The organism is Bdellovibrio sp. KM01 (genome assembly GCF_013752535.1).
In the GTDB taxonomy this organism is placed as follows: Bacteria; Bdellovibrionota; Bdellovibrionia; order Bdellovibrionales; family Bdellovibrionaceae; genus Bdellovibrio.
Genome location: NZ_CP058348.1, coordinates 2,924,448 through 2,949,300, shown reverse-complemented (window position 1 = coordinate 2,949,300; position 24,853 = coordinate 2,924,448). Strand labels below are relative to the sequence as shown.

The 24,853-nt window shown below is 46.4% G+C and carries 22 protein-coding genes and 1 pseudogene; 12 read left to right on the top strand and 11 right to left on the bottom strand.

The window, feature by feature from the left end; all coding sequences use genetic code 11:
- The first annotated feature begins 195 nt into the window (after positions 1 to 195).
- From HW988_RS14285 to HW988_RS14275, 3 genes are all read left to right on the top strand, one after another.
- Positions 196 to 3,333, top strand: coding sequence for an efflux RND transporter permease subunit (locus HW988_RS14285; RefSeq protein WP_181604890.1), 3,138 nt, complete (start codon positions 196 to 198; stop codon positions 3,331 to 3,333).
- A gap of 149 nt (positions 3,334 to 3,482) precedes the next feature.
- Positions 3,483 to 4,349, top strand: a complete 867-nt coding sequence (locus HW988_RS14280; protein ID WP_181604889.1) for an ATP-binding cassette domain-containing protein — start codon at positions 3,483 to 3,485, stop codon at positions 4,347 to 4,349.
- Positions 4,349 to 5,512 (top strand): hypothetical protein, encoded by a 1,164-nt coding sequence (locus HW988_RS14275; protein WP_181604888.1) that lies wholly within the window; start codon positions 4,349 to 4,351, stop codon positions 5,510 to 5,512. Before HW988_RS14280 ends, HW988_RS14275 begins: the two co-directional genes overlap by 1 nt.
- Before the next feature lie 104 nt (positions 5,513 to 5,616).
- On the opposite strand, the gene ygiD is transcribed toward HW988_RS14275, so the two are convergent.
- Together ygiD and HW988_RS14265 are read right to left on the bottom strand one after the other, a co-directional pair.
- Positions 5,617 to 6,390, bottom strand: a complete 774-nt coding sequence (gene ygiD, locus HW988_RS14270; protein WP_255490032.1) for a 4,5-DOPA dioxygenase extradiol — start codon at positions 6,388 to 6,390, stop codon at positions 5,617 to 5,619.
- A gap of 5 nt (positions 6,391 to 6,395) precedes the next feature.
- Positions 6,396 to 6,992 (bottom strand): YceI family protein, encoded by a 597-nt coding sequence (locus HW988_RS14265; protein WP_181604887.1) that lies wholly within the window; start codon positions 6,990 to 6,992, stop codon positions 6,396 to 6,398.
- Positions 6,993 to 7,088: 96 nt separating this feature from the next.
- On the opposite strand from HW988_RS14265, the gene HW988_RS14260 reads away from it, so the two are divergent.
- The gene (locus HW988_RS14260) at positions 7,089 to 7,991 is read left to right on the top strand and encodes a LysR family transcriptional regulator (RefSeq protein ID WP_181604886.1); all 903 of its coding nucleotides are present in this window, start codon (positions 7,089 to 7,091) and stop codon (positions 7,989 to 7,991) included.
- A 12-nt stretch (positions 7,992 to 8,003) separates the two neighbouring features.
- Here the strand turns inward: HW988_RS14260 and HW988_RS14255 are convergent, their stop codons facing one another.
- Together HW988_RS14255 and thiL are read right to left on the bottom strand one after the other, a co-directional pair.
- Positions 8,004 to 8,543, bottom strand: coding sequence for a PilZ domain-containing protein (locus HW988_RS14255; RefSeq protein ID WP_181604885.1), 540 nt, complete (start codon positions 8,541 to 8,543; stop codon positions 8,004 to 8,006).
- 86 nt (positions 8,544 to 8,629) lie between these two features.
- The gene (gene thiL / locus HW988_RS14250; RefSeq protein ID WP_181604884.1) at positions 8,630 to 9,604 is read right to left on the bottom strand and encodes a thiamine-phosphate kinase; all 975 of its coding nucleotides are present in this window, start codon (positions 9,602 to 9,604) and stop codon (positions 8,630 to 8,632) included.
- Positions 9,605 to 9,684: 80 nt separating this feature from the next.
- Here thiL and ppk1 point away from each other — a divergent pair, with 80 nt between their 5' ends.
- Both ppk1 and HW988_RS14240 read left to right on the top strand, forming a co-directional pair.
- A complete protein-coding gene (gene ppk1 / locus HW988_RS14245) occupies positions 9,685 to 11,853 on the top strand; it encodes a polyphosphate kinase 1 (RefSeq protein WP_181604883.1) in 2,169 nt (722 codons plus the stop codon).
- 1 nt (position 11,854) lies between these two features.
- Complete coding sequence (locus tag HW988_RS14240; RefSeq protein ID WP_181604882.1) at positions 11,855 to 12,358, top strand: histidine phosphatase family protein; 504 nt, start codon at positions 11,855 to 11,857, stop codon at positions 12,356 to 12,358.
- A gap of 14 nt (positions 12,359 to 12,372) precedes the next feature.
- Here the strand turns inward: HW988_RS14240 and HW988_RS14235 are convergent, their stop codons facing one another.
- Together HW988_RS14235 and HW988_RS14230 are read right to left on the bottom strand one after the other, a co-directional pair.
- The gene (locus HW988_RS14235) at positions 12,373 to 12,804 is read right to left on the bottom strand and encodes a hypothetical protein (protein ID WP_181604881.1); all 432 of its coding nucleotides are present in this window, start codon (positions 12,802 to 12,804) and stop codon (positions 12,373 to 12,375) included.
- 108 nt (positions 12,805 to 12,912) lie between these two features.
- Positions 12,913 to 13,824 carry a hypothetical protein gene (locus tag HW988_RS14230; RefSeq protein ID WP_181604880.1) on the bottom strand — a complete coding sequence of 304 codons (912 nt, stop codon included), beginning with the start codon at positions 13,822 to 13,824 and terminating at the stop codon, positions 12,913 to 12,915.
- A gap of 51 nt (positions 13,825 to 13,875) precedes the next feature.
- Between HW988_RS14230 and HW988_RS14225 the strand changes: the two genes are divergently transcribed.
- From HW988_RS14225 to HW988_RS14210, 4 genes are all read left to right on the top strand, one after another.
- Positions 13,876 to 14,934 (top strand): hypothetical protein, encoded by a 1,059-nt coding sequence (locus HW988_RS14225; RefSeq protein WP_181604879.1) that lies wholly within the window; start codon positions 13,876 to 13,878, stop codon positions 14,932 to 14,934.
- A gap of 116 nt (positions 14,935 to 15,050) precedes the next feature.
- The gene (gene phoU / locus HW988_RS14220; RefSeq protein WP_142701166.1) at positions 15,051 to 15,716 is read left to right on the top strand and encodes a phosphate signaling complex protein PhoU; all 666 of its coding nucleotides are present in this window, start codon (positions 15,051 to 15,053) and stop codon (positions 15,714 to 15,716) included.
- A complete protein-coding gene (locus HW988_RS14215; protein ID WP_255490031.1) occupies positions 15,709 to 16,413 on the top strand; it encodes a response regulator transcription factor in 705 nt (234 codons plus the stop codon). Before phoU ends, HW988_RS14215 begins: the two co-directional genes overlap by 8 nt.
- The gene (locus HW988_RS14210; protein ID WP_181604878.1) at positions 16,410 to 17,843 is read left to right on the top strand and encodes a cell wall metabolism sensor histidine kinase WalK; all 1,434 of its coding nucleotides are present in this window, start codon (positions 16,410 to 16,412) and stop codon (positions 17,841 to 17,843) included. The genes HW988_RS14215 and HW988_RS14210 overlap by 4 nt, the downstream gene beginning before the upstream one ends.
- On the opposite strand, the gene HW988_RS14205 is transcribed toward HW988_RS14210, so the two are convergent.
- From HW988_RS14205 to HW988_RS14200, 3 genes and pseudogenes are all read right to left on the bottom strand, one after another.
- On the bottom strand, positions 17,836 to 19,908 hold the full coding sequence (locus HW988_RS14205) for a response regulator (protein WP_255490030.1): 2,073 nt from the start codon (positions 19,906 to 19,908) through the stop codon (positions 17,836 to 17,838). The genes HW988_RS14210 and HW988_RS14205 overlap by 8 nt on opposite strands.
- 22 nt (positions 19,909 to 19,930) lie before the next feature.
- Positions 19,931 to 20,083, bottom strand: a pseudogene (locus tag HW988_RS19260) (MHYT domain-containing protein); the annotation flags it as partial.
- Positions 20,084 to 20,449: 366 nt separating this feature from the next.
- The gene (locus HW988_RS14200; protein WP_181604876.1) at positions 20,450 to 21,052 is read right to left on the bottom strand and encodes a DUF3011 domain-containing protein; all 603 of its coding nucleotides are present in this window, start codon (positions 21,050 to 21,052) and stop codon (positions 20,450 to 20,452) included.
- A gap of 145 nt (positions 21,053 to 21,197) precedes the next feature.
- Between HW988_RS14200 and HW988_RS14195 the strand changes: the two genes are divergently transcribed.
- A complete protein-coding gene (locus tag HW988_RS14195; RefSeq protein ID WP_181604875.1) occupies positions 21,198 to 22,085 on the top strand; it encodes an RsmB/NOP family class I SAM-dependent RNA methyltransferase in 888 nt (295 codons plus the stop codon).
- Positions 22,086 to 22,193: 108 nt separating this feature from the next.
- Here the strand turns inward: HW988_RS14195 and HW988_RS14190 are convergent, their stop codons facing one another.
- Together HW988_RS14190 and HW988_RS14185 are read right to left on the bottom strand one after the other, a co-directional pair.
- Entirely contained in the window at positions 22,194 to 22,745 is a 552-nt protein-coding gene (locus HW988_RS14190; protein WP_181604874.1) for a transposase, read from the bottom strand.
- 493 nt (positions 22,746 to 23,238) lie between these two features.
- Entirely contained in the window at positions 23,239 to 23,508 is a 270-nt protein-coding gene (locus HW988_RS14185) for a DNA-dependent DNA polymerase (protein ID WP_142701162.1), read from the bottom strand.
- Positions 23,509 to 23,586: 78 nt separating this feature from the next.
- Here HW988_RS14185 and HW988_RS14180 point away from each other — a divergent pair, with 78 nt between their 5' ends.
- Positions 23,587 to 24,852 (top strand): DUF814 domain-containing protein, encoded by a 1,266-nt coding sequence (locus tag HW988_RS14180; RefSeq protein WP_181604873.1) that lies wholly within the window; start codon positions 23,587 to 23,589, stop codon positions 24,850 to 24,852.
- Position 24,853: the final 1 nt, after the last annotated feature.

The following is a 24,853-nucleotide window of genomic DNA, read 5'->3' as shown; positions in this document are numbered from 1 at the left end:
GGCACAATTGCCGAAAAGAAATAGTCCTCCAGACCAGTCATGTCAATCACTGATTAGCCACCTAAGTATTGCTTAGGTGACCTTATGAAGGCTGAGTAAAATCAAAGTCTTGAGTTATCTTTTGTTGAAAGATGTTCATGGTTGGTTAGGATGTGCTGAGTTACACTGATCGAGTCTTTGTTCCAAGGAGAAGGAATGCGCATTTCGGATATTTCCATCAAGAACCCAGTCTTCGCATGGATGTTAATGTTTGGATTGATGATTTTCGGTTTGATCTCGTTTTCAAGAATGGGTTTAAGCCAATTACCTGACGTGGATTTTCCCACAGTTTCGGTCAGCGTAACTTTGGATGGTGCGGCTCCAGAAGTAATGGAGACTCAGGTTGTTGATGTCATCGAAAGTGCTTTGATGGGAGTCGAAGGTGTCCAAAGCATCACTTCCAGCAGCAAAACAGGGTCTGCAACAATTACCGTAGAATTTAGTTTGGACCGCAATATCGATCTCGCTTTGCAAGATGTTCAGGCAAAAGTTTCAGGTGCGCAGCGATTACTTCCTGACAACGTCGATGCTCCAACCATTTCAAAAACGAATCCCGACGACCAACCCATTTTGTGGTTGGCACTTACTTACGACAAGGGTGACCTTGAATTCCTGATGAAATACGCGCGCGACTATTTGAAAGATCGTTTTACGACAGTGGATGGCGTGGGTGATATTTTCCTGGGTGGTTACACGGATCCCGTGCTTCGCGTATTCGTAAATACTAAAAAACTTCCGGGTTATAATATTGCAGTGAATGACGTGATCGATGCGATCAAGTCTGAGCACTCTGAAGTTCCCGGTGGTTACATTGAAACTAAGAAAAGCAATTTCAACGTGCGTACGATGGGTGAGGCAAAAACCATCGAAGAGTTTAAAAACATCGTGATCAGCCGTCGTGCCGGGTCTTTGATTCAAGATTCCACGAACATGGTAAAGATCGGTCAAGTGGCCGATGTCAGCATGGGTCTTGATAACATCACTCGTATTTCTCGCTTTAACGGCGAGCCGGCGTTGGGATTAGGTATTCGTAAACAGCGTGGTACGAATGCCGTGGCTGTCGCGAAAGCGGTGAAGGCCAAAGCGGAAGAAATTCAGTCGCAACTGCCGGAAGGTATGAAAATTCATGTGAACTTCGACAGTACTCAGTTCATTGAAAAATCCGTGGGTGAGTTGACGCATCACTTGATCTTGGCCGTGGTTTTGACGTCTTTGGTTTGTTGGGCGTTTTTAGGGTCGTGGTCTGCAACATTCAACGTTTTACTTTCTATTCCAACTTCGTTGTTAGGTGCCTTCATCGGTTTGTATTTCCTGGGATACACGTTGAACACGTTCACGTTGCTAGGTTTGACTCTCGCCATCGGTATCGTCGTCGACGATGCCATCATGGTTCTGGAAAATATCTTTAGGTATAACGAGGAAGGGCACGGACAGATTGAATCCGCGATTCTTGGTGCGCGTGAGATTTCTTTTGCGGCAATGGCAGCAACAGCGGCCGTTATCGCGATCTTCCTTCCTGTGGCGTTCATGAAGGGGATCATTGGTAAGTTCTTGATGCAATTCGGGGTGACAATTTCCATCGCCGTGTTCTTGTCATTGGTGGAATCCCTGACAATCACGCCAATGCGTTGTGCTGGTTTCGTTCACCACGGTGAGCGTACGACTAAAATCGGTAAAGCGTTTGAAGCTTTCATGGATTCTTTGAAAGTGGGCTATGAAAGATGGTTGCGCAAAACTTTGCAAATGCGCTGGAAAGTCATCATCGGTTCTTTGGTATTCGTGGCTTTGTCATTTATCTCTGTTAAATTCCTGGTGAAAGAAATGTCACCCGCTCAAGATCAAAGCATTTTCTTGGCGCGTTTAATATTGCCGGTGGGAAGTTCTCTTGCTTATACAGATGGTCAAGTTAAGCAAGCGGAAGAGTGGTTGCGTTCTCGCCCTGAAGTAAAGCAAGTCTTTGCCAGCATCGGTGGTTTCGGTGGCGGTATCTCTGACGCCAATACCGCGATGATGTTTATCACTATGAAAGAGTTCAAAGAGCGTCCGATTGATCAAAAAACGGGTAAGCGCATGACGCAAACTGATTTCATGCAGGTGACTCGTGAGGCGTTCGGTAAAATCCAAGACGTGCGCCCGGTACTGATGGATATGTCCCAACGTGGGTTCTCAAGTGGTCGTGGTTATCCGATTGAATTTACCGTCATGGGTTCTGACTGGGAAAAGCTTGCGGGCTATTCGCAAAAGATCATGGATGAAATGACTAAGACCGGTTTAATGGTCGACGTCGATTCCAATTACCTTTTGGGTATGCCAGAAATTCAGGTAAAACCAGATCGCGTTTCAGCGGCTCAACATGGTGTGAGCATCGCAGCTGTCGGGACGACGGTGAATGCTTTGATCGGGGGAGTGAAAGCCGGGGAGTATCCTGACGGTGGTCACCGCTACGACATCAAAGTGAAATTGGATAATAAAGAAGACGCGATGGTTGAGATCAAAAAGTTGTTGATTGGAAACAACCGCGCGAACTTGGTTCCAATCTCTCGCGTGACAACGCAAGAGACGACGAAGGCTTTGCAAAGTATCTCACGTATGAATCGTCAGCGTGCAATTACCATTACTGCGAACTTAAAAGCCGGTGCTTCTCAGCAGGCAGCGATGGATAAGATTTTGGAAATCGGTAAAAAGACTTTGGAACCGGGTTACATGATCGAGCAGCAGGGTTCTTCGAAAACCTTCAAAGAATCGATCCAAAGTTTCTTCCTAGCATTCATCTTGGGTATCGTGATCGCCTACATGATCTTGGCTTCCCAATTCAACTCGTTCATCGATCCAGCGACAATCTTGTTGGCATTGCCACTAAGTTTCTCGGGTGCGTTCTTTGCCTTGTTGTTAACGGGCCAATCTTTGAACATGTACTCGGCCATCGGATTCTTGCTCTTGATGGGTATCGTGAAAAAGAACTCGATCTTGTTGGTTGAATTCACGAACACCGTTCGTGATCGTGGTGCACTGAATGCGGATAATGCATTATTGGAAGCATGTCCAATTCGTCTTCGTCCGATCCTGATGACGTCGATCGCAACGATTGCCGCGGCGGTTCCCTCTGCGATGGCAACCGGTGCCGGTTCCGAAACAATGCGCCCAATGGCCTTGTGCTTGATCGGTGGGGTTTTGGTTTCCACAATCTTGACTTTGTTCGTAGTGCCAGCAGCGTACTCGATCTCCGACAGATTCAGAAAACGCGACAAAGTCCGCGAGCAAACCAAACAAGCCTTCGCCGCCGTCGGCGAATAAAAGGTGCCAGGTCCTCTTTACGGACTCGATGCGTAAAAAAAAGCCCGGGAGACCGGGCTTTTTTTCTTTCCGCTATAAACATGTTGAAATTTGGTCTGGGTGCTTCAGTTTTTGCTGCCAGTAACCGACGCTAATGCGAACATTCCTATATGAATAAAGCAGTGTTCGTCGTAAAGAATCTTATAAAGTCGTATGATAAAAAAGCCATTTTGAATATTTCCAATCTCAGTTTGAAGTCGGGACAGTTCATCGCATTGATGGGGAAAAATGGAAGTGGCAAATCCACTCTCATGAGAATCCTTGCCCAGCAAGAGGTGTTTGATTCCGGTGAATTAACCTTTAATGATAAATCTCTTTTTTCTACATCACTTTGCTTGAATGATTTCATGGCCTTTATCTCTGAAGAGCAAATTCTTCCGTTTTCTGACTCGCTTTCGCATTGGTGCGAGATGCACGCAAATCTTTATGAAGACTACGACGCAGGGCTGTTTGATCGTCTGTGTAAATCTCTTGATGTGGACGCAACGAAATCTTTTCATGGGATGTCTCGCGGGCAAAAGATGAAAGCTCTTTTCTGCGTTCAAGCGCCGAAGAAACCATTAATTTATCTTTTGGATGAAATCACTGCGGTATTAGATCAAGCTTCACGATGGACGATGATGGAGTTTCTAAATGAAGAAATGCATCGAGGTTGTCTCGTTGTGATGAGCACGAACATCGCCAGTGAAATGCAGGGATTTGCAACCAACGTAACGATTTTAGAGAATGGCAAAGTTTCCTTTTCCAGCGACAGCCAGACGTTGAATTCACATTTCAGAAAGCTTCTAGTTCCCAAAGAGATCGGACCTTCTATTTCTTCTTCGGTTGTTAAAAAAATAGGTTTGAATGGGGATGGGAAATGGATATTCATGCATCCTCGAAATCATGAAGTTACGGGGCTGGGAATAAGTGAGGACCAACGTGCAGTGACAATCTCTGATGTGCAGTCCTATTTCACGGCAGGAGATCAATTTTAATGCGCCATTTATTTTTCGATTTTTATAAACGCTATATTTCAAGAGTTTTGTTTATTTGGCTTGTTCTCTTAATTGTAGGTATCTTTTTCCGAGAAGATCCTTATATACGGAATTACGTCGGTTTTTTTGCTGCTGGATTGTCATTTGTTTTAGGCTCGTTATTCATATCAGTGGAAGGTTGGATTGTTTTTTGGAGAAGAACTGCCCGCACAATCAATCAGTTTTGGACGGGAATTGTTCTTATTCAATTCGGATGTTTGGCATTAAATACGGTGTTCCTGTATACATTTTTATTAATCCATCAGAGAGACCAAGATTCCGTTATTCATGACATCTTCAATGGGGGTTTATTAGATATCCTTTGGGGAGTTCTCCTGTTGGTATCTATCAGTGTTGTAGCAATTCATGATCCGAAAGTTATGGCTACGAAAAACCTCACGAAATCTCCCGCAAATATTGCTAAATCTGTCGGATATGCGCTCTACTTTTCATTTCTTGTGGCAGTATATCATTTTTCCAGACTTCTAGGATATATGATCGCGGAATTGAGCTTGGTGATTATTCTATTCGCAACTAACTACTTCGCACTGACGACTTTAACGAAGGCAAAAAGAAAGAAACTCATCTGCATTGGTTCGCTGACCGTTGTTATACTTGCAGCGGGTTCATATTCGTTAGCGCGTGTTTATGACCAACTCAGTTTCCTTGGAGAGAGTGATATCAGAATCACATCTTTCTCGGGACTTGACGAAGTCAAGACGCCATCAGAATGGGTGCGTTGGATGTCACGGGTGGGATCACTTAATACGGATCAAACGATTGCTGCTATGGGGAAGCTTGAAAGCATATGTCCAATGGAGCCGACAGATTCTCCGACCGTCGTATCTTGTTATGAAAAAGATCCTTCAGAAGACTATACTTCAGTAGGCGGGAAGACTGACGAAACAGAAGTACGGCAGCTTTTGGGTGATAGGAATGCGTACTCAAAACTATTAGGTCTTTTAAGAGCTCGAGGTTTAGAGGAGTTTTCATCAGAGTTGAAAACTCAAATAGAAGAAATTGCCAAAGGCAGTGGTCGCCTGAGTTCCGTCGCAGAGAAAACACTCGTCACACATAAAAAAGACAAACAAGTGCCACTCGTAATTCGGATTTGGCGAAAGTAAGTATTGACGCGGCTTTACCTCCGCAGCGGTAACTGCATGCGTTGAATGAGTCAAAAAATGAGAAAGGCACAGACTTAAAAATCTGTGCCTTTTTTATTTTAGACTTACGCGCTCCACATAACAGTGCGCATAGATAGTGATCCCATTTCGAAGCCCTCAAACGGGTAGGAGATTTTATCCTGCTCGTCCGAAGCACCGAAGGTGTACAAGAGTGGCCAGTAGTGTTCGGGCGAGGGAACGGAGAGTTCCGCGGCGGAGCCGAATTTTTCCATGTACTGAGCCAAGGTTTTTTCGTCTCGTAAATCCAAAGCTTTTTTTATGCCCGCATCGAACTCTACCGCCCAATCGAATTTTGCGTTGGGATCGCGCCATTGAATGGTGCGCAGGTTGTGAACGATGTTGCCACTTCCGATGATCAGCACTCCTTGCTCGCGCAAAGAACGCAAATGGCGGCCCAGCTCAATGTGCTTTTCGGGAGGAGCATTCACATCAAGGCTTAGTTGAAACACAGGAATATCCGCTTTCGGAAACATGTGTAACAACACCGACCAGGTTCCGTGATCCAGGCCCCATTTTTCAGTTAGCTCTGAACCCGGAATCAGTTTTTGCGTGGCTTGCGCCAAACTTAAAGGACCGCGGGCAGGGTACTGAACGTCAAACAGGGCTTTCGGAAATCCATAAAAGTCATGGATTGTTTGTGGTGTCGCATTGTAAAGAACTTTCGTTCCTTCGGTTTCCCAGTGGGCCGACACCACAAGTATTGCCTGTGGATGCGGCAAGCTTTCGCCCAATGCTGACAAAGTATCCGTGAACGGAGTCTTCGCCAAAGCATTCATTGGGGAGCCATGAGCAGCAAAAATCACAGGCATGCGTTTCATAAAAATTAACCTTTCTTTTCAACCGGTTTGTTCGCCTCAACACGGATTGTAAGAGTGATTTCGTCACCTACAACCGGGCCGGCTTCCACCGCTTTACTCCAGCTTAGACCGTAATCCTGGCGATTGATTTTACCAGTCGCCGTGAATGCGATTTTGTGATTACCGAAGGGGTCGTTTACGTCACCCAGGTATTTCACTGCCAAAGTCACTTCTTTAGTTTTACCTTTTAAAGTCAAATCACCAATCAGTTTCAAGTCATCCGCAGTGCCGACAACTTTTTTAACGACGAAAGACATTTTAGGATTTTTCGCGACGTCGAAAAAGTCAGGGCTCTTTAAGTGACCGTCACGGTCAGCATTGTCAGTATCCACACTGTTTACGTCGATATTCAAATTCGCTTTGGACTTCTCCAATTTCGGATCGATTGTGATAGAGCCGTCGAATTTTGTAAAACGACCTTCAACAGTAGCGATCACCAGGTGAGGAACTTCAAAGCCAACTTTTGAATGGGCAGAGTCAATGGTATAGGTTCCGGCCGGGATGGTTTTGGCAAAAGCAGCGGAACTAAGTAACGTAATAAAGGCAGCGGTCATTAATTTCATAGGGTTCTCCTCTTTTATTGTGTTTCGGACTTAATCAGTATCGGGGCTAAAGGAGTGTTGCGGTAGGAGACATATTCACGATATACTGTTGCATATATGGAACAATTAGATCTGAATCAAATCCGCACTTTCGTTAAATTAGTTCAAGCAGGGAGCTTTACCAAAGCTGCTGAGGTGCTGCATCAGCCCAAATCCCGAGTCAGTCGCAGATTAGCTGCCTTAGAAAGAGACCTGGGGATCCAGCTGGTTTATCGCACGACGAGACAATTCCAACTGACCGATGCGGGTCGGGCCTATTATGAGCGTTCTCGCGGTTTGGTAGAGGGCTTGGAGAGCTTGTCTGCAGAATTAAGTGAGGAAGTTGCAGATGTTTCTGGTTGGCTCCGTATCACGGCCTCCGATGATCTAGGTGTCCTGTTAATGCCGGACATTCTGGCTGACTTTGCAAAGCAACATCCACGTGTTCGTTTCGAGCTGATGTTAAGTCAGGCTTATGTGGATTTGGTCAAAGAATCCATTGACGTCGCGGTTCGTATCGGAATTCTTAAGGACAGCAATCTGCGAGTGAAAAAAGTGGCAACCTTAAAAAGCGTGATGGTCGCAAGTCCCGGATTCTTGGAGCGCTATCGTCAGGCCGACGACCTGGAAAACCTAAGTACTCTGCCGTTTCTATCTTTGAACTCACAAAACAAATTGGAACTGTGGCGAACGGCTGACGGTAAAAAAATGTCTGTGAAAGTGGATCCGGTGTTTTCAGCGAACAATCCAAATATGATTGTCCAAATGGCGTTGCAGGGCCGAGGTATCGGTATGGTGCCGGAATTCATCGTGGCCGAGCATATTCGTTCCGGACGATTGATTCACATGTATCGCAGTTTGCGTGGCCAGGAAATTCCTGTGAGTTTGGTTTCGCCCGAGCAAAAAGAAGTTCCGATGAAAACCAAGAAGTTCATCGATTTCGCTGCAAAAAGATTGAAAGAGAAGTTTGAAAGTTTTTAGCGGAAATGGCTTCTAAAAGAAACGCGTAAAGAACGAAAACAAATCTTCGTACTGGAATTTCAAAGCACCAAAAATAACCGCGCCCCAAAGAACTGCGATCACACCCATCATCATAAGTTGTGGGAAGTGAAGGAGGCTCATCGGGCCCGGTTGCTTGTTCAGCATTTCATCGATTTGCCCGCGCTCTTGATTTTCTTTAAAGCGGCGAGCAAGGCCTTGAGCTAAAACGATTCTTTGAGTCATTTCCATTTTATAGAAATGCACACCGACCAGAGTCGTCGCATTCGAAATACTATCAAGACGCGTGACAATTCCATAGCACGCCATCTGGCGTGAGCCGGGCGGAGTGAATTGGATTTTAATCACTTCACCCAAAATCGGGCACAGATCATCCGGCGCCGTAAAGGCAAGACCTGTCAGCGATACATTTTTAATGGAAGTGCCTTCTTCCCAAGGAACTTGCTTGGGGCCAGCAACGCGCACGATACTTTCATCTTCAGTCTGAAGAATGAATCTGGGAGATCTGCCGTGGTAGCGTGCGAGTGAAGTCATGTAAAACTATTCGGACAAAAAGCAGGGTCTCTTAACGAAAGGTCGGGAAAAATACTGTCTCAAAATGATCCTGAAACCTATTCGACTTAAAAATGCTTCCAGCCCTTAAAAGACTCGATCTCTTCCTTAGCATCGCCATGAATTAAAAAGACTCCAGGGCTTTCTGTGAACTGGCCAACTTCTGTCCATTGCGGAAAGAGCCCACGATGCTTCGGAGAAAGAGTCAGCAAAAGCTCATAATCCTCTCCCCCCCAAAGCGCATATTCGTAAGCTTTCGCCAAGTGAGCCATGCGAATTGTTTCATCTTCCAAAGGAAATTGATCAGGGAAAAGATGAATGCCCACAGCCGGTGTGGCTTGGCCATTGTTGTAGGGTTTATTTGCCAAGATCAAAGCATCATTCACCAAGCCATCACTGCAATCCATCAAAGCGTGAATTTTATCAGCGTGCTTACGAAGTTCTGGCAGTAAATCCAAGCGCGGCATGGGGCGCAGATGTCTTTCCACGGCTTGTGGAAAATCATTTCGGCGATCTTCGTGAAGCGCTCGCAGCCCTGTTGTTGAAATTCCCAACGGACCGCTGGCTAATAAGATATCTCCAGGTTGAGTACCCTGCCGGGTAAGAGGTTTTTCGCATGATCCATGCACGCTGACATCGATGATGACTCCGCGAGGGGAAGCGCACAGATCTCCACCGGCGATTTCCATTCCGAAACGATCCGCCAGCGTTGTCATACCCTGATAGAATTCGTCAAGCCAGGATTCGGTTATTTCTTTCGGCAGTGCGAGGGATACTTGTGCAAAGTGGGGTTGTGCTCCCATGGCAGCAAGATCACTTAAGTTAACTGCCAGGGCTTTGTGTCCCAGATCAAATGCACAGGCGTAATCCAGACGGAAATGGACGTCTTCCACCATCATGTCTTGAGCAATGACCGAGAGACCCGGAAAATTTTTAAAGACAAAGCCATCATCACCCAAAGGCACCACGGTGTTTGGATTATGACGCTGGACCTTATTGCGAATCTGCTTAAGAACTTGCCATTCTTTGGGAGTATTTTGCACGTCGTTGTTCCTCTAGGAAGACATTGCCAAAAATAATGCTTTATTGTGAAATATACCTCCAGGGAGTCAAGGAGGATTCTTTGAACACACCGAAGGCGAAGTCGCCGACCAGAACGTCTAAGAAAAAAGCTGCTACTCGCAAGGTCAAAGTTGTCGAGCATCCATTGTCATCTGAAAGTTTATTCACCAGTCGCGAGATCGGGTGGTTGAATTTCAATCGCCGTGTTTTGACCGAAGCTGAAGACAGCAACAATCCTCTTTTGGAAAGAGTTAAGTTTCTAAGTATTTCCGGATCGAATCTGGATGAGTTTTTCATGAAACGCGTGGGCGGGTTAAAACGCCACGTGGCCTACGGAGTTTCGCCAAAGTCATCGGATGGTAAAACACCGATGGCCCAGCTTCAGGAAATTCGTGAAGTCGTTCAGCCCATGATCAAAGATCAAGGCAGCTGCTTTACGAAAACTTTGAAACCCGCTTTGGAAAATGAAGGCATTTTCCTTTTAAGCTGGAAAGATCTTTCCGAAAAAGAACGCGAGAGCGTAAAAAAATATTATAGCAAGAATGTCTTTCCAGTTCTCACACCATTGTCAGTGGATCCAGGGCATCCATTCCCATTCATCTCGAATCTTTCGGTTTCATTGGGTGTGACTTTAAAGCATCCCAATTCCGAGGAAAAACTTTTTGCCCGAGTCAAAGTTCCCAAAGTTTTGCCGCAATGGATTCGCGTGGACATTGATCCCAGCATCAATCGCTTCGTCAGCCTTCAGGAAGTCATCAAGGCAAATCTGTCGGATCTGTTTCCTTCCATGCAAGTGATCGATTCGATGGCTTTCCGTCTGACTCGCAACGCCGATTCCGATCAGGATCAAGAGGATGCGGAAGATTTATTGGAAGCGATCGAAGAAGAACTTCGTCAGCGTCGTTTTGCTGAAGTCGTCCGCCTGGAGCATGGACCCAATCCAGACATGTGGATGTTGAAGTTCTTGATGGAAGAGTTGGAGCTGAACGAAGAAGACATTTACGAACTTCCTGGTGAGCTTGATTACGGTGATTTGGGTATGATTGCTGATCTGCCCCTGCCAAAATTGAAATTCGAACCGTACATTCCGGTGGTCTCTCCCGCATTTGCCGAAGAGGGTACAGGGATTTTCAGTGCCATTCGTGCGAATGATCAATTGATCCATAATCCGTTCGAAAGTTTTTCTGCTTCGGTGGAGACTTTCATTCGGATTGCCAGCGAAGACCCCAAGGTTTTAGCGATTAAAATGACGTTGTACCGCACCGGTGACAACAGTCCGTTCATTCGCTCGTTGATTCGCGCCGCCGCTCAAGGCAAGCAAGTGGTTTGTCTGGTGGAATTAAAAGCGCGCTTCGATGAAGAACGTAATATCTATTGGGCCAATGAGCTTGAAAACGCCGGCGTTCACGTCGTGTACGGAGTCGTGGGGTTGAAAACTCACGCAAAAACTGCCTTGGTGGTTCGCCAGGAGCAAGAGGGACTTCGTTGTTACGTTCATATCGGTACAGGTAACTACAATGTGGCGACTTCCAGATTTTATACGGATTTGGGGCTGTTGACGGCGCGTGAAGAAATCACGAACGATGTGGTGGATTTCTTCCATTACCTGACGGGTATCAGCTTAAAGGGCAGTTATCAGCACCTGTTGATTGCGCCTGTGAATATGCTTTCAACATTCAGAACTTTGATTGATCGTGAAGCTGCCCATGCGAAAGCCGGGAAGCCGGCAAACATCGTCGCTAAGTTTAATAACTTTGAAGAGAACGATATCGGTGCTGCGCTTTATTCTGCATCACAAAAAGGCGTGGACATCGAAATGATCGTCCGTGGCTTTTGTTGCCTTCGTCCCGGTGTTCCGGGGATGAGTGAGCGCATCAAAGTCATTTCCGTCATTGGTCGCTTTTTGGAGCACTCGCGTTTGTTCTATTTCAGGAATGGCAAGGAAGACCCAGTTGATGGGGACTTCTTCCTGGGTTCGGCGGACTGGATGTATCGTAATTTGCATGCCCGCGTGGAAGCAATTGTACCTGTGCTGGATCGCAGTCTTAAAGAAAAACTGTGGGAAATCCTGCAGTTTTATCTGAAAGAGAATCGACAAGCGTGGGTGATGAATTCCGACGGAAGTTATACGAAAAAACCTTTTAAAACTGATGAGATCGGCATTCATCAAACTTTGATGCAATTGGCGAAAACACGAGGTAAACTGGTCGAAGATTCAACCGCGGAGTAAAATGGAAATCATCATCGTCCGTCACGCCCTTGCTGAAGAAAGGGAAGACTTTGCAAAAAAAGGACTGGAAGACCAGTTTCGTCCCCTGACTTTGAAGGGACGTAAGCGCATGCAGAAAGTTTGCATGCGTATGAAGGACTTTATCAAAGACGTTGATGTGATCGTGACCAGTCCGTTTACTCGGGCTGCTCAAACCGCGCAAATTCTATCCCAATTTTATCCCGGGAAAAAAGTCATCGAGATTCCAGAGATGGTTCCACAAAGTCCACCGCAGGCTTTGCTAAAATGGTTTCGCACTCAAGGGCGCAATCATAAAAAAATCATGATCGTGGGCCACGAACCGCATTTAAGTGTTTTCGCAAGTTATATGTTAACGGGTAAGGCCGAGAGCTTTATTGATCTTAGAAAAAGTGGCGTGCTGTCGTTGGAACTGGAATCTTTTGCTCAGGCAAACGCCGGTGGAGCAGAGTTGATGTACTCCATTCCACCGAAAATTTTCGATTGAAACCGAGTCAAAAACTATTCGATATCATCGACGTCTAATTGACATTGATAGGCGCGTTCATTGTAGTTTAGCACGCACTGGATTTTGTTTGCAGTTAGGTAACGGCTTCCTGCAGCGCCTTCGAAAGCGGCAAACGGAGCCAAAGCTTTAGCCAGCGCCAAAGAGTTTGGACGAGCCGCTGGATCAATTTGTGTGTAGCACTGAACTGCATTCATCCATTCATCGGGACCATCAGCAGCTGAATAGCGGCAAGTTAAGTTAGATACATCCACCGTCATTGGGTTTGTGCCGTATTGGTCGTCATCAACGTGTTTTACTGGGAAGCCTGCAGAGTATAAAGCTTCCATGATGGAGCGAGCAGCGTCACCTTGAACAGCAACAGTTTTTGCTTCAGCAAGGCTTGCGAAGAATAGGAACAGACTCATAGAAAAGATAGCTAGTTTCATGGGATCTCCGATTCAAGTTTGTGAGGGTCGTTGAAAAGAGATCTATCGCGCTGAGCGAAAAATGAAAAATAGATGTTTTGGAAGGTTGTGTTCTAAATTTTGGAAGTGTTAAACCATCGACCAAATAAGGCCGTCACGCAGGCCCACTGCAGGGATGACGATTTTTTCCACCTCTGCCTGGCGCATGATGGTTTCCACCAGCATGGAGGCGGGCATAATCACGTCAGCGCGGTCGGGGCGTAACTCCAATTTATCGATGCGATCTTTAATCGACATGGCTTTCAGACGAGCGATGATTTCTGCAAGCTCTGCAAGAGTCACAAATGTATTGGGAGTCTTTTTAAGCAAACGTACTTTAAGTTCCGCCATGCACTCCAGGTTTCCGCCGGTACCGATCGCGAAATCAACTGGATCATTTTCAGTGTTGGGATAGATGTGGGGTCCCAGATCTGACAAAAACTCGCCCATGATGATACTTAAATGGCTTTCATTCATGCGGCGTTTGCTTAAGTATTCTAACACCCGAACCGTGCCCATCGGAAAAGACTTAGTCGCTAAAAGCTTGCCTCCCTTAGAAAAAGTCACCTCAACACTGCCGCCACCGATATCGATCAGCATGGTTTTCTTGTTATCGAGTTGGACTTCTTTGCGGACGGCTAAATGGATAAGGCGGCCTTCTTCGGTGCCGTCGATGATCTCAATATCGATTCCGGAAACTTTCTTAATGGTTTCCAGAAATTCTTTTTTATTCTTGGCCTCGCGGCAGGCACTGGTCGCCACGGCTCGACATTTTTCGACCTTCAGCTTTGCGTTGGTTTCAGCAAAACGACGAAAGGTGGCTTTAGCAATTTCCATGGTTTCAGGGGTGATAGTGCCCGTCGTAAATACATCATGCCCCAGGCGAACCGGAGCTCGCTGCTTTTTATTCACACGGATAAAGGGGGCTGTTTCATTGATATCAGCCACCATCATACGAATGGCGTTGGACCCGATATCGATGGCGGAAACTCGACGTGACACGGCTAAAGATCTCCTTTGGCAATAGTATATAAAAATGCGAGCATCATAGACATGAAAAAATCATTTTTTATCACCTTGTTGAGTATTTTTGTTTGTGGGCAAGCCTGGGCTTTGACGGATATCGAAATTTCCGGGGAGGCTGACTTGAATGCGTTGGTTCATTTGCTCCCAACAGGCGAAGCGGGTGAAACTGAATTTCGCGTTCCCTCGTTGCTTTTGAATTTCAGCGTGCCCCTCAAAGAGGGCAATCTTTTGTACGTCTCATTCGAAGGCGCACAAAAGCGCAGCGAAACCTCAGAAAGTTTCATGGTCAATACTCGTGAAGCCTACTTGGACTTGGTTAGCATTTTTGAAGGTGTCTCTGCCTTGCGCATGGGGGTGGTGCCGCAATCTTGGTTGGAAGCACAGTATGAAGACGTGAATTATCGTTTTTTGGGCGAAACCGCCTACGGTCTGACAGAAAAATGGAAGTATGAGACTTATTCGGACCTGGGCGCGGGTTTTATGTCTGAACTCCCAGGAGATTTGGGGGAGTGGTCTTTGTCTGTGGTAAATGGCGAAGGTCGCGATCAGGATTCTGCGGGACCTCACAAAGAGGGCGCATTGTTTCTGCGTTTTACAAGTTGGAATCCCTTTGCCATCACATTGCAATACATCCACGGAACTTACGAACAATACGGGGATGAAGTCGCGGCGAAAGAGCGTATTCAGGCCTCATTCCTTTATAAACCTGAAGACAGCAAAACTAAAATCGGTATCGAGCTTTTGGACACCCATGATCCGGCAGGGGCCATCACCGATGGCAAAATGGCCGACGGTGTCGATGTTGTAAGTTTGGCGGGGCAAGCGGTTCATGGATTCGGGGGCAGCGCTTTCACGATTTTCGGTGTGGGTCCTAAATCTGAAGTGATGCTTCGTTATGATTATTTGGACGCCGCGGTGGGAGAGCCTGATAAAAACCTGCAAACGGGAATCGTGTCTTTTGCTTATCAAGTCACTGAAGATGTAAAAACTGCTTTGGCTGTGGATCACACGTGGTATGCTGATAACTATGGAAAAGGCATCCGCGATGCCTCTAAAGTAGAGCTAGCTGCCCAAGTCCTATTCTAGGGGACCCAGGCGACTTCGTGATCTGTTAAGATTCTGTTAGTTTTGCTTTGAGAGCCGTGTTAAGCGGTGTCTTTTACTCTGAAAACCTTTATACAACCAACAAACGGGGAATACGTATGGAACGTGCCATCGACACTCAACTTGAAGACCTTAAGAAAATGATTCTGGTAATGGGTGGTCATGTTGAAAAAGCCCTCTCTCAAGTCACTGCCGCTTTGCTTTCCCGTGATGTAAATGCTTTTCAAGAAGTTCATGAAATCGAAAAGCGCATCAACGAAGATCACATTCGCGTCGATAACCACTGCATGCACATCCTGGCCAAACAAGGCCCCGTGGCGAAAGATCTTCGTTTGATTATCTCCGTATTGAAAATCAACAACGACCTTGAGCGCATGGGTGATCAAACTGTGAATATTTCTTATTCCGGTAAAGATTATTTGGGTCGTAAACCGATCCAGGCACAAACTGGCGATATTCAGAAAATGTCTGAAATCGCAGGCCGCATGGTTAAAGGTTCTTTGGATTGTTTTGTACGTGGTGACGCTGTTGAAGCAAAAAATATTTTGTTGATGGATGATGAGATCGATACGTTGAAAAATAAAGTTTTCAACGACGCCATCAAGCATATGAAAAGCAATCCAGACGATGTTGAAGCAAGTATGGATTTTATTTTGATCGCACGTAATTTGGAGCGCCTGGGTGACCATGCGACTAATATTGCCGAAGACGTGATCTTCGCATTTACCGGTAAAGATGTTCGACATGGGGGCAAGTTTGGCTGAAAATTCAATTCAAGTGATGGTGGTTGAGGACGAACAAGAGATCCGCGAACTGATGGCTTTGCATTTGCTACGTCAAGGTTACCGCGTGACTGAATGTGCCTCTGCCGAAGAAGCCCTCGCTGAAATGAATGCCAAAAACTACCAATTGTTCGTGTTGGACTGGATGCTTCCAGGTCTTCACGGTGTCGATATTCTGGATCGTATCAAAGCAAAAAATCAAAACGCGTCCGTATTGATGGTGACGGCAAAGACGGAACCTCAGGATATCGTTATGGGTCTTGAGCGCGGCGCTGATGACTATTTGACGAAACCCTTTAATCCTTCCGTTTTGATCGCACGCGCAAAAGCTTTGCTTCGTCGTGCAAGTCCGAAGGCTGAAGAAGTCATCAAAGATGACAGCGAAATCAGTATCCACGGTTTGAAAATGAATTTCAAAACCTACGAGATCTCTTATAAAAATGAACCTCTGCATTTGACTCCCTCAGAATTCAAACTTTTAGGCACGCTGGTGCAAAACCACGGTGTGGTTTTGACTCGTGAAAAACTGATTGAAAACATTCAGGGCGAGGGCATTAGTGTCGTCGGTCGTACGATTGACACTCACGTCTTCGGTCTTCGTAAAAAACTGGGCGAGTGGGGCGATCGCATTGAAACCATCCGTGGCGTGGGCTACCGGGTGAAAATGGAACAGGCATGAAGAGTTTCATCCGTTTTCCGTCACGTCTTTTCTGGAAGTTATTCTTCTTTCAAGTAGTTGTTTTTAACATCTTGGCCTTTGTTATTGCGGCTTCTTTGGATTCGCAACATCGTATGGCTGATTTCGTGTACACGGACTTCCTGCTGAACTTTTTCATGTTCAGTCTTTTAGTGTCTTTGATCATCGCTTTCCGTTTTGTTCGTCCAATTCATAAAGTCATCCTAAAAGCTTTGCGTATTTCCAATAAGCGCGCCTATGGAGAGATCTTTTCGGCGTCGGATGCCGAGGATCTTTTGGATGATGATGCTGATGACCTGTCAGAGCTTGAAGTCGCTTTGGATAAAATCCACAAAAAGATGAAGCGTCGTAAGGCGAACTTCCTGCAAGCGCAGGAGGAATCCCAGGCTTTCATGAGTTCTGTGTCGGAAGGCTTGGTCAGTGTCAGCCTTGACGAAAAAATCCTTTACTTCAATTCTCAGTTTGCAGCGCAGTTTTTGAAAGGCCCACAGCTTTCCACTGAAAATCTGCGTCTGAAGGATGCGATTCGCTCTTCGGATGTTCTGGAAGGTTTTGCAACCACGATCAAAACAGGTAAGGGCACGCGCTTCACCGTGAAATTGCCAACCCTGATCGACAACCAGCCGCGCTTTTTCTCGGTATCGGTCAATCCGATTCGCAATGAAAAGACCCGTGAAGTTTACGGTATCGTGGGTATCTTCCATGATATCACTGAGCTGAAACGGGCCGAGCAAATCCGTATCGAATTTGTAGGTAATGCTTCCCACGAATTGCGCACGCCCCTGACTTCGATCAAAGGTTATGTTGATACTTTGAAAGAAGACATCAACAACGGCCAAACGGAGCAAGCGGGTAAGTTCATCAATATCGTTTCTCGCAATATTGATCGCTTGATGGACTTGGTGAATGACTTGTTGTCGTTGACGTCCATGGAATCTTCGAATTCAGAATTAAAATTGGAATTGATTCATCCTCTGCAAATTTCAGAACACGTGGTTTCTGAAATGGCCGTCCTGGCTGCCGAGAAAAGCATCGCTATCCGTGTGGTGGGCGAAGTTCCTCCGTTCAAAGCGGATTCGCGTAAAGTTGAACAGGTTCTTCGCAACTTGGTTTCAAACGCGGTGAAGTTCATCCCGAACAATAAAACTGTGCAGATCCGTTGGGAACGCGACATCAAAGAATACATCATCCTGCGCGTGATCGACGACGGTCCTGGTATCCCATCTGAACATTTGGATCGCTTATTTGAACGCTTCTATCGCATCGATAAAGGTCGTACAAGAGACGCCGGGGGCACAGGTTTGGGCTTAGCCATTGTTAAACACATCATGCAAAGCCACGGCGGCACTGTGGCTGTAAAATCCGAATTAGACCGCGGCACAGAGTTCATCTGCGCCTTCCCCATCAAATAGAAATAAAAGTCTTAATTGCTCCGAGAAGATCGGGGCGATTGATCGGTTTCGTCAGATGGGCATTGCAACCAGCATCTAAGGATTTTTTTACTTCTTCGCGCAGGGCATGGGCCGTTAATGCGATAATGGGCTTTTTGTACCCTTGAGCTCTAAGAGTTCTGGTGGCTTGCAGACCATCCATCCCTGGCATTTGGACGTCCATTAAAATGATATCGTAATCATTTTCCGTCGCCATTTTCACGGCTTCGAAGCCATCGTTGGCATAAGAAACAACGAAATGTTTCGAGCGAAGATAAATTCCGATTAGAATCTGGTTGTCTTTCAAGTCTTCGGCCAACAACACCTTGATGGTTTTACCTTCAAAATCTTGCAAACTGACGGGCGTTTGATTTTGCACTTGAGGTGGATGTTGTGCTGTGGCTTGTTCTTCGTCAGAGGAAGTTATCGTGAACAAGAAAGTACTGCCGACATCTTCTTTACTTTCTAGAAGCGACAAGTCGCCACCTAAAGCGCGGGCAAAATGGCGGGACAATACCAAGCCCAAACCTGTACCACCGAATTTTCGGATAATCGAAGAGTCGGCTTGTCCGAACGCTTGAAATATCTGACGCTGGCCTTCTTCGGAAATGCCGACACCAAAATCCTGCACTTCGGTTGAAATCAGAGTTTTGCCTTCAAGTTTTTGAGAGCTGATGCGTATGGTGATCGGGCCCTTGTTCGAGAATTTAATGGCGTTGCCAATCAGATTCACCAGGATCTGACGCAAGCGAACGGGGTCTGAGTGTATGAGTGCCGGCATTTGACTGGTTTTTTCAACCTGGATTTTGATGCCTTTTTTTAATCCCAATAAAGATAAAGAACTGACGACTTCATCTACCAGCTCCGTATAAGACAACAAACTTTTTTCAATGGGTATTTTGCCCGCTTCGAATTTGGTTAAATCTAAGATGTCATCAATGATTCTTAGCAGGAGTTCACCATTCGCCTGGATGCGGTTCAGATATTCTTCCTGATCCCGGGTTAAATTTTCGGAACTCAATAATTCTGCAAATCCCAAAATCGCATTCATCGGCGTGCGAATTTCATGGCTCATGTTTGCCAGAAACGTTGTTTTGGCTTTTGTCGCCTCTTCGGCTACTTCCTTGGCTTTTTTCTCGCGGATCAGCGCTTGCTCAAGATCTGCAGTTCTTTGTTGAACTCGGGATTCTAACTCGGCCTGAGTTTTTAGTAGTTCATTTTCAATGGTTTTAAGGTCCGTAATATCCTGGGTGGTGCCAAATATCTTTACGACTTCGCCTTGTTCATCCAAGGCGACCTGGCCACGGGTTTGAACGTACTTTGTGCTGCCATCGTGAAGGCGAATGACGTGATCGAAATTGAAGGGCGATTTTTTCGTGATCGCTTCTTCCAGAAAATTTATGAATTTTTCGCGATGCGGAGAATCCGTAAAGCTCAGAAGCTGATCAACTGTCACCTGGGTGTTTTTATCCAGGCCATAAATATTGTACATCTCTTCGGATAAACCGACGTGTGTGCCGTTGATGGTTCTTTCCCAGCTTCCCAGATGCGCGATCTGCTGCGCTTCTTTCAGCAAAATATCGCGGCTGTTGATGGCGGCTTTGGCTTCTTTCGAGCGGCGGATAAGAACTCGTGCAAAGCCCGAGGCTATCAATGCCACTATCAAAATCATGAATGTCGTGCCAACGACGACATCGGCGACTGCCTGCGTTCCTAAGACCACGCCTTGGTGAGTGGGAAGTCGTTGCTCTTCGTGAATAAAGTCTGCGGCGAACATCCCGACATAATGCATTCCGGAAACGGCGATACCCATCAATAGACTGGAACAGATATGTAAAAGCGTGATTCTTTTTGTGGTTCGGAAAAGTAATGAAACGCCCAGGGCAGCAAAGGATGCAAAAGCAGCGATGAACACAGAAAGTGCAACAAGATCCCAATGCCATACAATCCTTGCCGCCATTTTCATCGAGGCCATGCCCAGATAGTGCATTCCAGAAATCGCAACGGCCATGGATATGCCGCCAAAGATCACTCCGATCAAAGACACCTGAACGCGACTGACTATATAGAACGCGACTGACTATATAGAACGCGACTAACGAAGCTCCGATTGCAACCAGCAAAGAAATGATGGAGAGAACCAGATCATATCCAATAACAATTCCCGGCATTTCCATCGCAAGCATCCCGACGAAATGCATACTCCAGATTCCAAGGCCCATCGCCACCGCGCCGGCAAGCAACCAAAGACGATTATTTTTCCCAAGTGATTCTTTGATTCTTAGAACGATGTTGAGGGCAACATAGGCGCCAACTGTGGCAATTAAGACAGATAGGGCTACAAGATCTTGATTATAAGTGTGGGACATTTTCATTCCCAGTTCATATCCGCACAAAGTTAACTCCGAGCCGCTATGGAATCTAAAGTAATGAAGAGCAAGTAATTTGGCAAATATGATGACAGAACTTTAATGCAAGTATCGCAATAAAAGTAGAAAGCCCCGTGTTTTGGCACGGGGCTTTCTTGTTTGGATTTTCACAAGACGAACATTGTGGGGAACGCCGTCTTTTGAAATTAAAGATTTGAACTAGTAGCGCTCGACTGCGAAGACTCCGCGGCAACCACGATCAACCCAGATATAGTTTCCAGAAAGACCGAAAGTTCTGTTGGCTTCGCAACGAGTGTTGGAGATTTGTCTCGCCAAGTAAACTCTGCGGATACCGTATGGATTCACGTAGCACGTGTTGTAACGGCTGCCATAAGATTCACAAGTAACATACTCAACACTTGGTTGGTGTGGTGGAGGTGGTGGGTAACCAGGGCCTGGATGAGGGTAACCTGGGCCGCCATGACCGGGGCCGCCGTGACCTGGAGGAGGATAACCTGGGCCACCGTGACCTGGGCCACCATGTCCTGGAGGATATGGGCGAGGACGAGGACCACCATGACCCGGGCCGTAATCAGGACGACCCCAACCTGGGCCGCCGCGACCTGGGCCGCGACCATCACCACGGCCGCCACCACGACCGTAAGCTGCTACGTCATCAGACATCATCGCCGCTTCGTCTTGGCTCATTTCAGATTCTTGGCTGTAAGCAGATTCTTCGGATTGATAACCATCAAAATCATTTGCGTGAGCAGTGTGTGCAAACGCGCAAAGTGCGATCAGGGATAGCATAAATTTATTCATGAACTTTTCCTTTGTTAGTGGTGTCGTTATGACGATTTCTTCGTTCCAGCAATCACTATTGCGAATAGCGTGCCTAACTAAATCGGAGTCATTTAGACACTTTTCCGATGACGCACAGAGGAAAATGCCCTATAAAACGATCTCTATGCAAACCACACATCCTTTTTATCTGCATTTCCAAAAAGTTTATGGTGACCGTTGGTCCACACTTTTTGCGGCATTACAAAACTCTGAACAACAAGTCGCGCGCGTCAATAATCTTGGGAGACAAGATGACACCGCAACTCGTTGGAAAAGTTTTGAAATAAAGGAACAGCTTCCAGGATGCTTTTGGATTCCCGCGGGCGAAGGCAGTCATCCTGAACGTCGTTCCGATGAATTGCTGGATACTTATGTGATGGACCCAGCCAGTGTCATGGTGGCTCGGGCCCTGGATGCTCGGCCCGGTGATCGCCTGCTGGATATGTGCGCGGCACCCGGTGGAAAAAGTTTGATCATGATTGAAGCCATCGCGGAAGAGGGCGAAATTTTTTGCAATGATCTTTCACCAGAACGTCGCGAGCGTTTGAAAAAAGTCATCCAACAATATGTGCCGCGACAAGTGCGTGATCGTGTGTGGGTTACGGGTAAAGACGGCGTGCAATTCGGTTTGAAAGAGCCGAACAGTTTTGATCGAGTCTTGCTGGATGCTCCGTGTTCTGGCGAACGACATATATTAGAAAATCCCAAAGCACAGGACGAATGGAGTCCACGTCGCACAGAGCACTTGGCAACTCGTCAGTACTCTTTGTTGAGTGCGGCGTTGTTGGCTGTAAAACCTGGCGGCCGCATCGTGTATTCAACTTGCTCTATCAGCCCTACTGAAAATGATGAAGTGATTCGCAAACTTTTAAAAAAGAAAAAAGGCGAAGTAAAATTGTTGCCAGCTGAGCTCGGTGTCGGCGGAGAAGCGACAGAGTTTGGTGTGGCATACATGCCCGACCGTTGTGGCTTCGGTCCGCTTTATTTCGCGGTGATTGAGAAAGTTGAATAGTCACAGACGGGAACTTCACGTTCCTCGTCCTTAGCAGTCAGGTTCAGGGGAGTCCAAGGTGAATATCTTCGGAGCCTGACAATTCAAAAGCGAATCAAAGAGCTACTTCTAGTTCCAAAGCTCTATGAGCTGTTCCTGAGTCAATCCACGCAATCTTGATTTTGAATAAGGTCGCCCCTTGGCTTCACATTCATTGAGCTGAATATAGTCTCGAACAATCCTGTATGGCCTGTGGCCTTTGACGACGCGAGAAAACGGCCGATGCTTCCAAATTTTGTCGCCCTCATGTTTGGTGCAGAAGGTATCGGTCAACCTCTGCGCGAATTGCCCGGCTAACACTCTAAAAAAGCTCTGCATCTGCGAACGTTTACCTCCCCGCAAAAGAATATGGATGTGATCATTCTGAATAGAATGCTGCTCAACACGGACGAAGAATTTGCGCGAATATTTTCTCAGCAGATTATTGATAAGAAAAAACGTCCGAGGACTGCGCAGCCCGCCGCGAACCGCCGATTTATTCACTTTAAAAACGAGATGAATCGGTTCCGTGCTGGAAAGTGGCCGTGCGCCTCGGCCCTTCAGAGATTTACGCAACGATCCTCCATGACAGTATCTATATTTCCAATGTGTATGCATTGTAGAAAAAGTTTGTTGTTTCAAAAGCATCTCCTTATTCGCATGTACGTGATTCGGCGGGATGTCGGGGCGGCGGAGGCGGAGGTGGAGGTATCGGTCATGCGTGAAATTCAGCTGCAATAACTAAGCAGTATTCGGACGCAGATGAGTGTGCTCTCACAGAAGTTAGTGTCCGGTAATTGGACGTGGATGTGGATGTGTGGTTATTTAGTTGGGTAAGGGATGACCGATACCCCCAGGATACTCCCAAAAGCATTGCAGCTGGCTGGGGTAGGTGGAGTGGACTTGATGACTTGACCGATACCCCATTCGATTGATTTTGATTGGCGGGGTGTGGGGGCGTTTCAAGGCCGATGGGTGTGGGTTGACCGATACCCCGAAAACGGGTGGTGTGTGGGTGGTGGCGCGTCGTCACGACCGATACCCCAGGATGGTGGGGAGTTGGGCTGAACTGGGAAAAATAAAAAAAAGCCGGGGTGTGGGCCCGGCTTTATAAATTTAGATTTATATCGAAAAACTAGTTGTCGTCTGCCTGACGGAATTTATGACGGCGGTATTCTTCCAAAGTCAGGAAGCCATAGGTTTTCTTGCGATACATTTCAATGGCTTCTGCTTCTACGTCGGCCAAAACTTCTTCCATGTAGTCCAAAGGGATATTGCCCTGACCCATTAACTGCAAAGTGTAAAGTTGTACCACGCGATTGATAAAATCAGACGTTTTCTCGCGCATGTACTTAGTTTCTTGAAGTTGAGTTTCGACGATCTTTAGCAAAGCATCATTTTTCATAAACAAATTATCGGAACCCCATAATGGAACCTAAGTACTAGTTGGAAATTTGGCCCAAAGGATGACACAATACCCAGGATGAAAGCCATGACCCAACAAGAACTCAACAATTTCGTGAATCACTTTGAGCAGGTCCTCAACGGTGCGCAATTGCAAGAGGTCCTGGCGAATGACCGAGGGCTAGCTTTATCGTTTCACAATCGCACACAGTTTTGGTTGATCCTGGACCTTGTTCCTAATACACCGATGATGTTGGTTTTTGAAAATCATTGTCCATTCAAAAAAGGGCCAAAGCCAAAGCCACTGGGGCTTTTCTTAAATTCCAACGCTAAAAATCTTTACGTCCATGATTTCAAAGTTCTGACCGAATATGGACGGGTTGCAGTGTTGACCTTGGCTAACACCACGCTCAAGTGTGAGCTTGAAATTCGTCTGATTCCCAAGCAATGCAATCTAATTGTGCGTGCTCAAGGTAAAACCATCGCGTGGGAAAAGCCTTTGGATTTGAAGGAAGCACCTCCGGTGGAAAATCCTCCGGAGCCACGTTCTTTAGTGGAGTTGCACGAAGAATGGCTTTCAGAACAAAAGCAGGATAAAAAACCTTCTTTAGATCCTGTCGTGCAATGGGAAAAACAAAAGCAAAAAGACCTGGATAAAAAGCGCAAAGCTCTGGACGAAATCCAAAAGCAAATCAATGCCGAAAAGCATTTGGAGTGGCAGGAGGCCGGAAATTTTCTGGTTGCTCATCGTACCTTGGAAGTTCCGGCGCATCTGGGATCGTTCGTGAATCGTCGCGAGTCCATCAATTGGAATATCGAAAATGCTTTTGCAAAATCCAAACAACTGGTCGCTAAAAAAGACGGCGCCCGGGAACGTTTGGAAGAGCTTATCATCGAAATTGAAAAATTAGAAAAATCCCAGTATCGCGAAAAGCAATCCGCCAAGCCCGGCCTGGTGGATTTAATGCATAAGGCGGATGCCAGGGGCCGAAAGTTCACTTTAGATTCGGGCGCACTGGCTTATTGTGGAAAGTCAGCTGCCGACAACCTGGCATTGTTACGTCAAGCCAAGGCATGGGATTACTGGCTGCATTTAAAAGATTATCCCGGGGCACACGCGATTATTCATCGCCAAAGAGATCAGGAAGTTTCCCAAGCTGAAATCCAAGAAGTTGCTTCCTGGGTCGCAAGGGAGTCCTTGTCTTCCAAATCACTGATGGTGGGGCAAAAAGTCGCTGTGGTGATGGTGGAGTGTCGATTTGTTCGTCCCATCAAGGGAGATAAATTGGGTCGCGTGACTTATCACTCGGAAAAGACCTTTCATTTTTCTTTGCGTCAATCTTGAG